Origin of the sequence: Cytobacillus gottheilii, from assembly GCF_001636345.1 — a bacterium.
GTDB lineage: Bacteria > Bacillota > Bacilli > Bacillales > Cytobacillaceae > Cytobacillus > Cytobacillus gottheilii.
Genome location: NZ_KV440945.1, coordinates 3,504,557 through 3,519,765 on the forward strand (window position 1 = coordinate 3,504,557; position 15,209 = coordinate 3,519,765).

Sequence of the window (15,209 nt, forward strand, 5' to 3'; positions counted from 1 at the left end):
TAAATTAATTACGGCTTAAATCTCATTACCTTCAACAATATAACTATATAGATTCTGGTCAATAGTATCTTCCATAACCATATTCATATGAACAACAGGTTTACCATCTTTCATCACATCTTGCTGAACCGTATTCTTAACAGGCTTCGCTTTGCCTAGATAATAGAAGTCGGTGCCTTCATCGTCATCTTTTTTGACAAAGATATGGAGATCAATATTATTTTCTTCTGCATTAATGATTGTTTTCACTTCTTCTGAATTTACTGTTCGGTTGCTACGTGTATACCATTTAAGTACATCCTGACTTAGAAGCTCATCACCATAGTTTACGCTCGATTCAATTTCATCTTTTTTATGATAGGTAATAAATATGGGACACGTCCTGTGTTTGGTTTTGTATCCAAATATAGTGCCGCTTTCGTCATTATGCCAATTCAATAGTTTACAAACATCCTTCCTTGAATACTTTTCATACAATGTAAGAGAATGAACGCAATCGTATTTTTCACTTTTTTCTTTTGCACATAATAATAAGTCCATTACCATTGTTTTAAAGTAAGGATTCCCTACAAGACTTTCACGGATCTCTTCATTAAACAAAAAGCAATTATCCTTCAAAGTGACAATTGGCTTGTCCCCATATTTCTTCTTAAAGACTTGCGTAAAAAATGACAAATCAAATATGCTTTTGACTGATGCAATTGTATCTTCATCAATTTTGCAACCTTCTTTAGTTAAACGATTTATTAATTCCTCTTGCTCTCCCTTGCCGTGCTGCATTAGCAAATCCAACAATACAATTTCGTGCTTACGCTTTCCGTTCAACAGCTCTATTGAAAGCATTGTTAAAACTTTATCTTCATAATTTGTAATAGCTGGTACTTCTTCTTTCATTTTTAATAAAAACTGATAGTAGTTAGAATATTTATCAACAATGACCACAGGATCGATAGAATGATGCTCAATAAAATCATAAAGGGATGGTGTTCTCCCAAGTCTATTTTTCAACTCAGTAAAGGCATCCTTTAAGATTTTAAGTGTTGTCAGATTACTGTTGTTTATTGCACTGAATATCCGCTTTTTTGCGACCTCTTCAAAATTGATCGTTGATACACCTTTGATATAGCTTGTATCCTTCGTATGTCGGCGGATATTATCTTTGTTTTGCGATTTATCTCCAGATAAAGCAATTGGAATTATATAGTTATTTTTGTAGTTACCTATAAAATCAATTATCGTCACAAAATCCTTTGTCTTATGTTTACGAAGTCCGCGGCCAAGCTGCTGAATGAATATAATACTAGATTGAGTTTGTCTTAACATCACAACCTGATTGATGCAGGGGATATCAATTCCCTCATTAAAAATATCTACAGTTAATATATAGTCCAATTGACCATTTTCTAAGCGATTAACTTGAAGGGATCTCTCTTCTTGAGAATCATCGCCCGTTAACGCAACTGTTCGTAACCCTCTATCATTCAAGGCTGCTGATAATTCTTCTGCTTCTTTTTTACGACTACAAAATATAAGTCCTTTTACCTCTTCACCAGAAAAACCATAATACTCAATCTTCTCGATAATATGCTTAACACGTTCCTCATTGACAAGCTTCGTTAAAATGGTTGCATCATCCACATTTTCTCCATTTATATCAAGATCCGTAACACCAAAATAGTGAAAAGGACAGAGCATATCTTCTTCAAGTGCTTCTTGTAATCGAATTTCATAGGCAATGTTGTAATCAAATAGTTCGTAAATATTGAAGTCATCTGAACGTTCAGGCGTGGCAGTCATGCCCATAAAAAATTTCGGTTGGAAGTAATCAATCACCTTTCGATACGATTGGGCACCCGCTTTATGCACTTCATCTATTAGAATATAGTCAAATTCCTGTGGATCAAATTCATTTAAAGTATCTTGTTTAGAAATCGTTTGAATGGTCGCAAATAAGTACTTAGCATTTATTTGCTTATTCGATCCCGATAAGATCCCAAAGTCTTCGTCTATTCCACCTAGAATTTTTTTAAAGTCTGATTTCGCCTTGTTTAAGATTTGCTCTCTATGTACAATAAAAAGCAAACGCTTAGGAGCAAAACGCCTCACATCAAAAGCAGAAAGATAGGTTTTTCCTGTTCCAGTTGCCGAAATAATTAATCCCTTATCATTACCTGCTGCTCTGACTGATTCGATTTGTTGCAGTGCTGCTTGCTGCATCTTATTCGGAGCAATATTTAGTGACTCTTCAATCGCATTCGTCTGATATGGGGTAGGCATTTCTATAACTTTTTCTAACTCTCTGTTTTCAACAGTCTGAGAAAATGTCTTTTCGTATTCCTCAATCCATTCTTCTGTTAGAATCTTTGACTGCTCCCATACTTCTTCAAATTGGCTTTTAAAGTGATGAACAATTTCGCCGTTTTCAAGTGATGTTAATTTTACATTCCACTCATAATTAATCTTTAATGCATGTGCAGTTAAATTAGAGCTGCCTACAATAAGTGAATAATGGGTATCATGGTTAAAAATGTAGCCTTTCGAGTGAAAGCCTTTTAAGTCTGTTAATCTCACTTCTACATTTTTGATCTTCATTAGTTCCCTGAACACTTTAGGCTGATTAAATTGTAGAAATGTCGAGGTTAGAATACGGCCTTTTACACCTTTTCGGTGAAGATCAAGAAAATGTGATTTAAGTGTAGCAAGACCGCTTTCTGTAATAAAAGCTACAGAAAAAATGAAGGATTTACTTTGATCAAGTTCTTCCAGTAATGTCGAAAGAACGTTTTCATTTTTCTTAAAATTATTTACTAATAGCTTTGGTTTATAACCACCAGATTTATTAAATTGTTTATCTATAAATCCCTTATGCAATGATGCTTCTAAGCTTTGAATCAAATTATCCATATAATCTCCATTCGTTTACCATTTATATATTGATGCTAGTATAGTTTCATGGACACATCTTAGTTAAGTTTTTCCATATTTGACTAAAATGTAAATGAAAGGATGTGTCCTTTATGGGTAACCAAAATGTAAGCAAAAAATTTAATGAAGAATTCAAAAAAATGGTGGTTGATCTTTATAGCTCAGGTAGTGCAGTAAAAGATTTAAGTAGCGAATATGGCGTATCTGAAGTAACCATTTACAAATGGATTAAGAGGTTCACTCCTATGAACTTGGAGGATGGGACTTCTGTTACGACGGATGACTTCATCCAGTTAAAAAAGCAGATGCGCGGTCTTCAAGAGGAAAACGAAATCTTAAAAAAGGCTATGGCCATATTCGCGAGAAAGTAAGCATTACTGAGCTATCCACCATCATTGAACAACATAAGGATCAATATGCTGTTCAAACTCTATGTGATGTATTAGAAATCCCAAGGAGTACGTATTATCAATCTTTTGAAGCTGTTGAGTCTAATCGTGAACGTGAAAATAAAGAGCTAACCAAAAGAATTATTGAAATTCACGCAGAAAGTAAACAGCGTTATGGGGCTCCAAAGATTCATAAGATCCTTCAAAAAGAAGGTTATTTAGTGAGCCTAAAAAGAGTGCAGCGTTTAATGACTAAGGCAGGTATCAGATCCATTATTCAGCAGAAATATCGCCCATATTCAAGTAAATGTAAGGTGGAAGAACGTGATAACCTATTAAACAGGGACTTTTCTACTACAACCATTAACGAGAAATGGGTGGCAGATATTACGTATATCCATACACTTAGAGATGGTTGGTGCTATTTAGCTTCTGTGCTGGATTTACATTCTAAAAAGATTGTTGGATATTCATTTTCACGCACAATGACAACAGACTTGGTGATTCATGCATTAGATAATGCATATGAAACTCAAAACCCGAAGGAAGGACTCATTATCCACACGGATTTAGGATCTCAATACACAAGTGAAGAGTTCTCAAATATTGTTCTATCAAGAGGCATGAAGCAGTCATTCAGTCAAAAAGGTTGCCCATACGATAATGCTTGTATTGAATCATTTCATGCCATTTTAAAGAAAGAAGAAGTCCACCGTGTCAGATACTTAGATTATAATTCAGCCAAAATGGCTCTATTTCAATACATTGAAGGCTGGTACAATCGCAAAAGAATTCATAGCAGCATCGGCTATCGAACACCACAAGAGGTAGAGTACAGCATTCGGCATGTCGCTTAATCTCTAACTTGAGATTGTGCACCCGCTTTACATGGAGTGGCGGGCATGATAGCCTCGTCTGGCGATGCCGATGTTGTGACATCTGGCTTCTCGGCAGGGAACATATGCCCGCAGAGGCTCCATGTCAAGCGTCATGGCCAACCCACTATAATTGAGGCAAGTGTTCAAAAAATGTTAACTTATTTGTGTCCAAAAATTTGACTCAGATCCATATATTAATTTTAATACCCATATTTTTTGGATGCAATTTATTTTTATAACAAAAGAAGCTATTCACAAATTGTGAGTAGCTTCTTTGTCTCTATTTTATTTAATATTTAAAGTACCAGATAATTTTTCGACTGCTGGGATATCTGCAGGTGCCCAATCAAGTGAAGTAAGTTCATTCGCTGATAACCATTCAATTGAAACATGTTCGGTTAGCACCGGTTTTCCTTCGACCAATTTACAACTGAAGGTCGTTAGATGAACAATTCCGAAGTCATACTCATACACCGTATGATCGACCTGCTCTCCTATTTCAATTTTACAATTCATTTCTTCTCTAATTTCTCGTTTTAATGCCTCTTGTGGAGATTCTCCCTCCTCAATTTTCCCACCTGGAAATTCCCATTTATAAGGAAGAGCTTTCCCTGGGCCTCTTTGTGCGCATAGAATTTTATCGTTATCGATAATGATTGCACCGACAACATGGATGTTTTTTTTCATGGGTCCTCCTTGTAAATAAAGCTTGCTCTGACATTAAGTTTAAATGATTATATTATAACTTAAATATTAATGGTTGTTATAGTGTTGAAAAAAATGTTTAGTTGAAGTTTATAGAGAAAATAACTAAACCTAGCCTCTCTTTTGAGCGGTCCTTTTTCTATTTATTCCCCTCTAAAATATACCAAATGTCTAATTATGTCGAATGTATAGTCAAACCCTAACACATCATATAAAATTCATATGCTACATTGATAATATTGAGGGGGTTATAACAGTGGATATACTGTTATTTTTATTAGGTCTTTTTTTGTTTTTGGGTTCGTTCCTTTACTTGGTTATTACTCTTATTAAAAAGAGGTTTGCTAAGAAAAACTTCCTAACTCTAATTGCTTCTGGTTTTATTTTAATGATTGTTGGTCTTTCTATGGGAGTTAGTTCAACAGAACAAGCTTCAACCCCTGTAAAAGAAACAAGTGAAGAAGTAGAAAGTGCTGAATTAACAGAAGAAGAAAAATTAGCGCAGGAAGAAGAAGCTATAGCGCAAAAAGAAGCTGAAGAAAAGGCTAAACTGGAAGAACAGAAAAAAGCCGAGGAAAAAGCTGAACAGGAAGCATTAAAGAAGGCTGAAGAACAAAAACTGGCAGCTGCAGAGGAAATGGGTTTAGTTGCTGCAACCATTTCTCGTGTGGTTGATGGAGATACAGTTGAGCTATCAGACGGAAGTAAGGTTCGTTTGATTGGTGTCAACACGCCTGAGTCAACAACTCGAACTGAAAAGTACGGTAAGGAAGCTAGCGATTATACAAAGTCTAAGCTTGAAGGAAAAGAAGTTTGGCTGCAAAAGGATGTTTCTGAAGCAGATCGATATAACCGGTTATTACGGATCATTTGGATGGAACTTCCTTCTAACGTTATGGATGAAAATGAAATTAAAACAAAAATGTTCAATGCTGATTTAGTTCTAAATGGATATGCAGAGCCTTCTACCTATCCTCCAGACGTAAAATATAGTGAACAGTTTGTAAAGTTTGCTCGTGAAGCTCGGAATCAAGGTACTGGTTTGTGGGCTTACGGTGAGAGCGGAACAACGAAAGGTGATTTGGATCAAAAAGAAGTGGCTGCCACTAAAACTGTAGAACCACCAAAAACTCAAGAAACTACTACAACTGAATCTGAACCAGCTCCAGCATGTGATATTAAAGGGAATCAAAGCGGCATTTACCATGTGCCTGGAAGTACTTATTATGATCGAACAAAAGCCGAAGTATGGTTTTGCTCGGTTGAAGAAGCGGAAGCTGCTGGGTATAGAGCTCCGAAAAGATAATAGAATAGGGAATAGCCACTCCGATTGGAATGGCTATTTTTTGTATTATCAGACCACTTATTGTTCTGGCCTCTATTTTTCTAAACAGCTAATGATGGTAGCGATTATCTCTGCTAATAACATTACAATTTTAAAAAGTGTATATTTAAATTAATTAGATCAGTGTAATTTAAGTTTTTAAATTCTTATATTGTTTTAACATAAAATTACTGTCTTAACCACTTAATCATATACCTTCTTCATTACCATTCCTCACTCCCCTGTAAATCTTCACATAAAAAAGACTTTTTTGGAAACAATCCCATAAATTCATTTCATTTTTCCCATGATATAATATACATTTGTATTAGGCAGTTTTTGTAAAAATATAGCGATTTATAGGAAGGATGGTATTGTGGATTCTTCTGCTTTACAGATAGATAAAACAGTTCGATTATTTACTTACTTAAGAGAGTTGTCATTGTTAAAGACACCTTTGATTCGGGATATTCAAAACTACGAAAATTATGTATTCCTCAATGAAATTCCAGATGATAAAGATTGTATTTCTCCACTGACTAGTACTGCTAAGGATATATGGATTGAAATTAAGAAACCGGTAAGACCCGAATTTCCTTCTATTCCAATTTCACTAAGTGATTGGATCTCTCCTTCATATAAGCCTGAGAACATTGATCCTGAACCAAGCTTGCTGGACAGAATCACGAATCCAGATTATGAGGATGATGATACTTCTGATAGTGAGGATCAATATCTTTATTTGAGTGACTTTCCGGATATTCAGCGAAATTATGATACTTACATGTTTGATCTATGGCAGCCATGGAAAGAAGAATATATACGGTATGAAAAGGTTCAAAACATTTATACTAAATTATTCTCGGTTTATCAAAAGCAAAAAAAGCTTGGTGAACAGTATGAATTGATCGCTTGCGCTGGTCTGTTAAATTGGAAGGCGCCAGATGACCAGCTTGTGCACCGTCATATTTTAACGACTTCTTGTTCATTTGAATTTGATTCAAACAATGGCTTGATCAGGGTGCTTCCAACATCTGAAGGCGTAAAGGCTGAACTGGAGCAAGATATGCTTGAACTCGAGAATCGCCTTGATAATACTGCATTAAAGTCGATTCAGGACATACTTGAAGAATTACAAATGGATTTCTGGAATAAAGAGCTGATTGATTCTATTTGCAGATCATTTGTATTTTCACTATCTGCTAATGGGACTTATAAGGAAGCAGAATTAAACAATAAAAAAGATAGTCCAAAGCAGCCTGACATTCTATACAGCCCAGCTCTGATTCTTAGAAAGAAAACAGAAAAGGGTTTCCAGCAAGCTTGCTCAAAGATTATTGAAAATGTGAAAGAATCTGCTGACGCTATACCATTCGGGATTAAGAGAATTTTCGAGGAAATGGATGATTATCAGGATTCTGCAGGTTTATCAGCTGAAGGTTCTGCCAATTTTGAGATGGAGGATCAAACTGTTTATTTTCCGCTTGAAGCGAATGATGAGCAGCGAAAGATCATTTCTAATCTTGAAACTCGAAACGGTGTCCTTGTTCAAGGTCCTCCCGGAACTGGGAAAAGTCATACGATAGCCAATTTGATTTCTCATCTTCTTTCCTCTGGTCAAAGAGTGCTAATTACAAGTGAAACGGCACGCGCTTTGAAAGTACTAAAAGATAAAATTCCAAGTGACCTGCAAGATCTTTGCGTAAGTTTGTTAGGAGCCGATACAAAATCGTTTAAAGATTTAGAGAAGGTTGTGCAAATTATTTCAAACAATCGGGATACATGGGATAGTGATTTTGTTCAATCTGAAATTACCAGACTTACGGCTCAACTAAAATCACTGAAAGAAAAGGAAGCATCCACTCGCCATCAGCTCAGATCTATTCGCGAAAAGGACACATTTGAACACCATTTCCTAAATGGCGCATATAAGGGTACAGCCCAAACAATCGCTGACCAGATTAGGAGAGAGCGCGATCGCTATAGCTGGTTAAAAGATACGCTAGCAATGGATGCTCAGTGCCCGCTATCGCAAGCTGAATTGACTGAACTGCTTAACTTGCTGCAGGTTTTGGATGACAATGTGCAAGAGCAGATTCAATCCTCTTTTCCACCTGTTGAGGTTTTAGAAAACGAAGAAGTTCTTACTCAAAATGCAAACCGAGAAAAGGTTATATTAGATGAATTAAAAGAATATGGACAAGTTCATAGCGAAGAATATAATCAGTTATCCATTTTAACTTCAGAAAAACGAGAATCATTAAGTCAAACACTGCATGAATTATCAGCGGTATACACAGGGCTTAATCGATTAAATGGTGAGTGGGTATTTACTGCTATAGATGACCTGGAGAATTCAAAATTCAGACCTTGGGAAGAGTTTTATAATCAAATGATCCAGTCAATTGGGTCCGTTAAAGACTTGGCAGCCAAACATAGCTTAGCTGAAATACATGGAATTGGTGAAACCCCGCTTTCACAATTATTTGCAGATGTATCCATGCTGCATGCTCACTTAAAAGAAGGTAAAGGTATGGGCCTGCCTATGATGCGTCCAAAAGCAGTAAAAGATGCATGGTATATTGTGAAAGATGTTCGCATTGATGGACGCAAGTGTGACACACTCGAGTCTGTCAGTCTATTAGAAGAAACGGTTAGAGTGGATCATACACTTAAAAAGATGGAAATGATGATCCTTGATCATCTTAAGGTTCAGATGACTCTAGCTCAATCACGTTCTTTAAATATGGCGAATATAGAAGACATCATTGAGCCATTTAAACTGCTGCTGGCAGCGAAGGGGCACATTGATCAAATCAAGCAAGAGTACACAGACATACCATTTATTATGGATCAGCCTCTTCGTGAGAAGAATGTAACGGCTATATTGTCTTTCTTAAAAGCCATTTCATTAAATGAAGAGCTAAAGGCAATTCGAGATATGTTCCAGCAGCTGATTGAAAAGGTACAGCGCTCCGTTGATCAAAATGAAAAACATATACTGGTCGATCAGCTAATAAACGCAGTTTTGAATCGAGATATTGTAAACTACAAGGATAGCATTACAAAAGTGGTTGAACTTGATCAGTACGGAAAAATGAGTTTGCGATGTGACAAGCTTTTACAGAGATTTAAAGCCATTCTGCCTCAAGTTTATGCAGACCTTCTTCATTCATTTGATGCACAAATATGGACTGAGAGATTTACTGTTTTAGAAAATGCAATGAACTGGGCAAAAGTGAATTCATGGCTCATTCATTTTTCTAAAAGCAGTGAAACGGAATTATTAAAGGGTCTGAATGAGATAGAAGCGCAAATTCACAAAACCATTACAGACTTAGGTGCACATAAAGCATGGTATTCCACATTGAGCACCATGACAGAGGGTCAGCGACAGCATTTGCTTGCCTGGACAACTTCGATGCGGAAAGTTGGAAAAGGAACAGGTAAAAATGCACATGTTCATCTGCGCGATGCGCAAAAACATATGTCAGAATGCCGTGATGCAATTCCAGCCTGGATCATGCCTCTTTACCGTGTGTTTGAAACCTTTGATGTGAAGCCAAACTTATTTGATGTTGTCATTATTGACGAGGCAAGTCAATCTGGTCCAGATGCTGTCATTCTTCAGTATATTGCTAAAAAGCTGATTGTCGTTGGAGATGATAAGCAAATTAGTCCTGAGTATGTAGGGATTAAACGTGAAGACATTCAGTATCTACGCAGCCAATATTTAAATGACTTTAAATTGGCAGACATGCTGGACATCGAAAACTCATTCTTTGATCTTGCTAATGTGCTCTTTGGCGGCCGTATTACTTTACGGGAACATTTTAGATGTATGCCGGAAATCATTGAATTCTCAAACAGAATCAGTTATACCAATACACCCCTGATTCCATTAAGACAATACCCGCCTAACCGTCTGGAACCGGTCAGAACCGTGCATGTGCCAACCGGCTATAGAGAAGGTGCTGGATCAAAAGTATTTAATCAGCCTGAAGCAGAAGCGATTGTTTCACAAATTAAGTCATGTATTAAAGATCCGCTATATAAAGATAAATCCATTGGGGTCATCTCTTTACAGAGTGAAGGACAAGCACAATTAATTGAACGATTATTAGTTGACGAAATTGGAACAGAAGAAATTGAGAAAAGAAACATCATTTGCGGTGATGCATATGCATTCCAAGGTGACGAACGAGATATTATGTTCCTGAGTATGGTAGCTGCTCCTGGACAAACGGCTATGAGAGCTGTCACAACGGAAAAGGATAAAAGAAGATTTAATGTTGCAGTCAGCCGTGCCAAAGATCAACTCTGGCTTTACCATACGCCAAGTGTCAACGATTTCCGCAATAAAGAATGCTTAAGATACCAACTCATTTCTTACTGTGAAAACCCAGCAAAAGAAATATTGGAATCCAACCGTGCTCTTTGTGAAAGCGACTTTGAACGTTCTGTGTTTGATCAAATTACAGCAAGAGGCTACAGAGTTATCCCACAGCATGAAGTGGCCAACTATCGAATTGATATGGTTGTTGAAGGAGATAAAGGCAGAATTGCTGTTGAATGTGACGGAGATCAATGGCATGGTCCGGACCAATACAATTATGATATGAATCGCCAAAGAATCCTTGAAAGATGCGGCTGGAAATTCTGGAGAGTAAGAGGCAGTGATTACTATTACGATCCAGAGAAAGCCCTGTCTTCCTTATGGGATACATTGAAATATTATGAAATTGAGCCAATTGGATATGAAAAGGAAACTAAGTCTTCTATAACTGAAAGCGAAGCAGCTACTATAGAAGAAAATGAATCTTCATCTGCAAGTTTTTCTGATGTTGATCCAATTGCCGCTATGGAAGAAACAAAATCGAGTATAGCTGCCTCAATGGAAGAAGTTATCACTGTGGTTGAGCGCATTCCAGCAACTACAATTGAATCTGCAACCGAAGAAAATAGTACAGTTATTAATCCTGTACAAGATACAGTGAAAGCCGAGTTATCTCCAAAAGCCAACCTTAAACAATTCTTAATCAGCAAAGGACTTGAGGTTGTTGATATGAGGGATAAACAAGGTGCTCTTTGGTTAATTGGAGGTCAGGAACTTTCGAGTATGATCGACGACCTGCGTAAAGATGGAATTGCCTTCACATACGCTTATAATGGCAGTAAATCAACCAATAGACAGCCTGCTTGGTTTACTTCTTACCGAGATTAATACGTTATTTGCCCCAAAGGTTAGAGTGAGCGAGTCCTTCTACCTTTTGGGGTATTTTTTTACCTATGCAATATTTCTGTATTAACTTAAAAAACCGAATCTTTTCCCGCCCTCCTCCGTAAGATAATATGAAATATGAAACGAGGTGAAAGTATGGGTAAGACGAAGTTAGTCATGGCGGGCATTACGGCGACTGCTCTGACAATCGGTCTTTCGGGCTGCAGCTCGCAGGCGGAAGTTCCTCCTCCTCCCACTGATACGGATTGTGATGATTGGGAATGGGATGAGGATGATGGTGTATATGAATGTGATGATGATCATTCCCGGCATTATGGGCATTTTTTTTATGGCGGGACGTTTTACAAAGGGAAGAATGCATTGCTGAATAGCTCTGCCTATAAAAGTTATAAAAGCAGTTCTTCGTTTGCCGGAGATTCGAAAAACAGGAGTTCAGGGTTTGGAAGTGGGTCTTCAAGTTCTGGCGGATAATGGCTTTTAGAAAAAGGAGGATGAAAAGATGAATTTATATTTAAATTTTGCTTCTTATTTAGGGGTAGCTTTATTGCTTCTTATTGCAGGCATGATTATTTTTACGCTGAGCACCCCGAAGTTAAAGGAATTTCGCCTGATTGGTGAAAAGAATGTAACTGCTGCCTTGTTTTTGGGCGGGAAGGTTTTAGGACTTGCGATTGTGCTTGGCGCTGCAGCGGAATATTCGATTGACCTGATGGATATGGTGATTTGGGGAGCAATTGGCATTGTCTCGCAAATTCTTGTATTCCTGATTGCCGAATTGGTGACAATCCGTTTTAGCATTACGAAGGCGATTGAAGAAGATAATCGGGCGGTAGGTGTGATGCTTCTCTCCTTATCCTTGGCCATCGGTCTGATTATCGCGAAGTGTTTATCTTACTAAATTAAGGGTGGGACCTGTGTTGGACGCATTAACTTACTATATTGACCGTGGCAACGGACGATATGATCCATTCTATGAATATAAAACTTCCTCTGTTGGAAAAGACGAATTCTACGCCAGACAGCTTTGCACATACCTGATCCTGCGCGGGTCACAGTATGAATTAATCTCGAATGAAATGGACGGCAAGGAAGAGATTCTCGTTCTGAAAGAGATTGGTCGAAATTTATCTGGTGAAGAAGAAAAAAGCTTTCGGGGAGAAGGAATACATATCGAGTTCCGAAGCCCAAATGTGCGGGAAAATTATCGCCTTCTTTCGCGTATTCCTTGTGATACTCACTTTGACGTTCTGCGCTATCTGCTGAAAGACATTGTCGACATTCCTCAGCTCGGAAAAAGAAAAGTGACTTCGACAGAGATCGATGAGGACAGAGGCGTCTATGTTCTGTATGTCGAGGAATTTGAAGCATGGTGAATACTACTGACTACCGAACAAAACGAAAACAATTTTATGAAAAAATCGAAGGCTTCTGGCACGATCTTTATGGGGAGGAATATGCCCTTTATGATATCAAGCCGCTGGAACAGGCTGAGGCAGATCACATTCGGCTGATCAGCGAACGAATTGGAGCTGTTTTCTTTAAAACCGCCTCCCTTCTTCGCAGAGTTCCAAATGAAACACTTCTTGAAATGGGTTTTCCAGCTGAAACCCTTTCCTATATTGGTTTGAAAACGATGGATTCTGAGAGCGTGGTCGCCAGGCTAGATCTGATACCCTCCGGCGACAGCTATAAATGCATTGAGATTAATGCAGATACGCCTACCTTCATTAAAGAGCTCTTTTCGATTAACGGTGAAATCTGCCGGGAGTTTGGGATGATCGATCCGAATGAAGGCATGGAAGCAAAGTTAAGAAATGCCGTACAGGAAAGCATTAAACAAAGCTCGCAAAAGAAAGAACCTCATATTGTGTTCACCGCTCATGAAGACAATATTGAGGATCGGGAAACGGTTCTATATCTGCAAAAAGGAATAGATTCCAAGTTCACCCCTCTCCATAAGCTTCACATTGAAAAAGGTGTGGGGCTATTTGATGAGCGAGGGAAACAAATCGATATTCTCTATCGCCAAACGTTTCCGATTGAAAACCTGATTAAAGATGAGGATGACAAAGGAAATCTGATCGGACTTTGGTTACTAGAGCTGATTGAGGATGGAAAGCTTACTGTTATTAATCCTCCCTCCGCTTTTCTGCTGCAAAACAAAGCGGTTCAGGCAATTATTTGGGGCTTACATGAAGAAGATCATCCTTTTTTTACAGAGGAAGAGCATAGCTGGATTGGAGAGTACTTCCTTCAAACCTATCTGGAAGCAGATTATTTCATCCAAAATGGCATTCCTTTTGTGAAAAAGCCGATCTTTGGGCGTGAAGGCGATACGGTTGAGATTTTTAATCGTAGCGGAAATCTTGTTTTAGCGGATGCGCAAAGCTCTTATACCGAATATCTCCCCGTATATCAGCAATATATCGAGCATCCGGCCATGGATTTTCAGAGTGAGAAAGGCAAACAAAATGGCAAATTGCTTCTCGGCAGCTTTCTGCTAAATGGGAAGCCTGGAGCTATCGGTTATCGGATTGGCGAAACCATCACCAATAACCTATCTTATTATCTTCCTGCGGGAATCAGGAGGTAGAGCATGTATATTCTACATAAAATCTTTTCGAAGCTAACGAAAATTAGACTGATTGATGCGGCTCTGCTGGCTGCTGCGATGATTCTTATCAGCAGCGTGACGATGAAGCTGGTGGAGCCTGAGACTTTTCCCCGCTATATCGATGCCTTATGGTGGACGATGACAACTCTCGTCACTGTTGGATATGGCGATTATTATCCAACAAGTGATCTCGGCAGGGTTTTCACCATGCTCCTTGTTTATACATTTGGCATCGGCGGAATGGGGATTATTATCGGAAAACTATTTGAAGGGTTCACCACTTACCGCAAATGGAAGGAGGAAGGAAAATTGCAGTATTCCGGGAAAGAGCATTATATTTTAATTGGCGGCACAAAAGAAAAGTTAGCTAATGTCATTGAGGAAATCACCAGCAGCGGTCCGAAAAAGGAAATCGTCATCATTGACCATCTGGAACGTGCACCAATCGAAGGCGATCAGGTCCATTTTATCAGCGGCAATCCTGCTGAAGAAGAAGTGTTACTGAAAGCCAATATTCTTGAAGCGAAATCGGTCGCAATCTTTTCCGATGACCGAAACGATCAGGCAGAATATGCCGATGGCAAAACCCTTCTCACTGCCTCTCGCGTCGAACATATCTCTAAAAAATACAACCGCAATATTTATACCATCGTCGAAGTCAAAAAAGATAAACATATCGCCCTGTTCGAGCATGCCAATGTCGATGAATTTATTCTTTCCAATGATTCTGTCTCCCGCCTCATGGCACAAGCCTCCCTCCACCATGGTTCAAGCAAACTATTCAACCAGATGCTCAGCAACAAAGATGGCGAAAACCTCTATGCTATCTCTGTAAAACCACAATGGAAAACCTACCGTGATGCGGCTATGGACCTTTTTGATATGGGAGCTGTACTGCTTTCTGATGGGAATTCTTTAGATATCGCGCGGAGGCATCAGGAATCTATTCCTAATGGTGCGCAGCTGTTTATTTTGTGTGATGAGGAGACTTATCGGAGGGTTGTTGGGTAGGGTTTGGGGGCTTGGGGGCTTGGGGGCCTGGTCCTGCAGCAGATTAAAATAAGCGGAGATTTTCCGGTTAAATACAGAATTAAGCTTTTTTTGGATTAAATAAGCGGAATTTTTCCGATTA

Annotated in this window: 10 protein-coding genes; 8 read left to right on the forward strand and 2 right to left on the reverse strand. The window is 38.4% G+C overall.

From position 1 onward, the window contains the following. Nucleotides 1-15: 15 nt before the first annotated feature. Nucleotides 16-2,904, reverse strand: a complete 2,889-nt coding sequence (locus tag A6754_RS16945; protein ID WP_066448502.1) for a DEAD/DEAH box helicase — start codon at nucleotides 2,902-2,904, stop codon at nucleotides 16-18. 113 nt (nucleotides 2,905-3,017) lie between these two features. Between A6754_RS16945 and A6754_RS22485 the strand changes: the two genes are divergently transcribed. Then, nucleotides 3,018-4,171 (forward strand): IS3 family transposase gene (locus tag A6754_RS22485; protein ID WP_371806967.1). Its coding sequence is split into 2 segments (ribosomal slippage): nucleotides 3,018-3,270 and nucleotides 3,270-4,171, totalling 1,155 coding nucleotides; the frame shifts between segments, so codons are not numbered across the junction. A gap of 306 nt (nucleotides 4,172-4,477) precedes the next feature. On the opposite strand, the gene A6754_RS16960 is transcribed toward A6754_RS22485, so the two are convergent. Continuing rightward, nucleotides 4,478-4,879 (reverse strand): (deoxy)nucleoside triphosphate pyrophosphohydrolase, encoded by a 402-nt coding sequence (locus A6754_RS16960; RefSeq protein ID WP_066448510.1) that lies wholly within the window; start codon nucleotides 4,877-4,879, stop codon nucleotides 4,478-4,480. A gap of 274 nt (nucleotides 4,880-5,153) precedes the next feature. Here A6754_RS16960 and A6754_RS22490 point away from each other — a divergent pair, with 274 nt between their 5' ends. The 7 genes from A6754_RS22490 (at nucleotide 5,154) to A6754_RS16995 (ending at nucleotide 15,088) form a co-directional block, all read left to right on the forward strand. Next, nucleotides 5,154-6,203, forward strand: coding sequence for a thermonuclease family protein (locus A6754_RS22490; RefSeq protein ID WP_257298365.1), 1,050 nt, complete (start codon nucleotides 5,154-5,156; stop codon nucleotides 6,201-6,203). A gap of 460 nt (nucleotides 6,204-6,663) precedes the next feature. Next, nucleotides 6,664-11,445 (forward strand): PDDEXK-like endonuclease domain-containing protein, encoded by a 4,782-nt coding sequence (locus A6754_RS16970; RefSeq protein WP_156495815.1) that lies wholly within the window; start codon nucleotides 6,664-6,666, stop codon nucleotides 11,443-11,445. Nucleotides 11,446-11,598: 153 nt separating this feature from the next. Beyond that, on the forward strand, nucleotides 11,599-11,934 hold the full coding sequence (locus tag A6754_RS16975) for an aminotransferase yhxA (protein WP_066448521.1): 336 nt from the start codon (nucleotides 11,599-11,601) through the stop codon (nucleotides 11,932-11,934). 28 nt (nucleotides 11,935-11,962) lie between these two features. After that, nucleotides 11,963-12,361 carry a DUF350 domain-containing protein gene (locus A6754_RS16980; RefSeq protein WP_066448522.1) on the forward strand — a complete coding sequence of 133 codons (399 nt, stop codon included), beginning with the start codon at nucleotides 11,963-11,965 and terminating at the stop codon, nucleotides 12,359-12,361. Between the two features lie 19 nt (nucleotides 12,362-12,380). Continuing rightward, complete coding sequence (locus tag A6754_RS16985; RefSeq protein WP_066448524.1) at nucleotides 12,381-12,836, forward strand: RNA helicase; 456 nt, start codon at nucleotides 12,381-12,383, stop codon at nucleotides 12,834-12,836. Further along, nucleotides 12,830-14,056, forward strand: a complete 1,227-nt coding sequence (locus A6754_RS16990; RefSeq protein ID WP_066448528.1) for a glutathionylspermidine synthase family protein — start codon at nucleotides 12,830-12,832, stop codon at nucleotides 14,054-14,056. The genes A6754_RS16985 and A6754_RS16990 overlap by 7 nt, the downstream gene beginning before the upstream one ends. Before the next feature lie 3 nt (nucleotides 14,057-14,059). Next, a complete protein-coding gene (locus tag A6754_RS16995; RefSeq protein ID WP_066448531.1) occupies nucleotides 14,060-15,088 on the forward strand; it encodes an ion channel in 1,029 nt (342 codons plus the stop codon). The last annotated feature ends 121 nt before the right edge of the window (nucleotides 15,089-15,209 follow it).

What these genes read in the sequence shown, in the direction of transcription:
- A6754_RS16980 (WP_066448522.1), top strand. Translation starts at nt 11,963, where the DNA reads ATGAATTTATATTTAAATTTTGCTTCTTATTTAGGGGTAGCTTTATTG.
- A6754_RS16990 (WP_066448528.1), top strand. Translation starts at nt 12,830, where the DNA reads ATGGTGAATACTACTGACTACCGAACAAAACGAAAACAATTTTATGAA.
- A6754_RS16960 (WP_066448510.1), bottom strand. Translation starts at nt 4,879, where the DNA reads ATGAAAAAAAACATCCATGTTGTCGGTGCAATCATTATCGATAACGAT.
- A6754_RS16975 (WP_066448521.1), top strand. Translation starts at nt 11,599, where the DNA reads ATGGGTAAGACGAAGTTAGTCATGGCGGGCATTACGGCGACTGCTCTG.
- A6754_RS16995 (WP_066448531.1), top strand. Translation starts at nt 14,060, where the DNA reads ATGTATATTCTACATAAAATCTTTTCGAAGCTAACGAAAATTAGACTG.
- A6754_RS16945 (WP_066448502.1), bottom strand. Translation starts at nt 2,904, where the DNA reads ATGGATAATTTGATTCAAAGCTTAGAAGCATCATTGCATAAGGGATTT.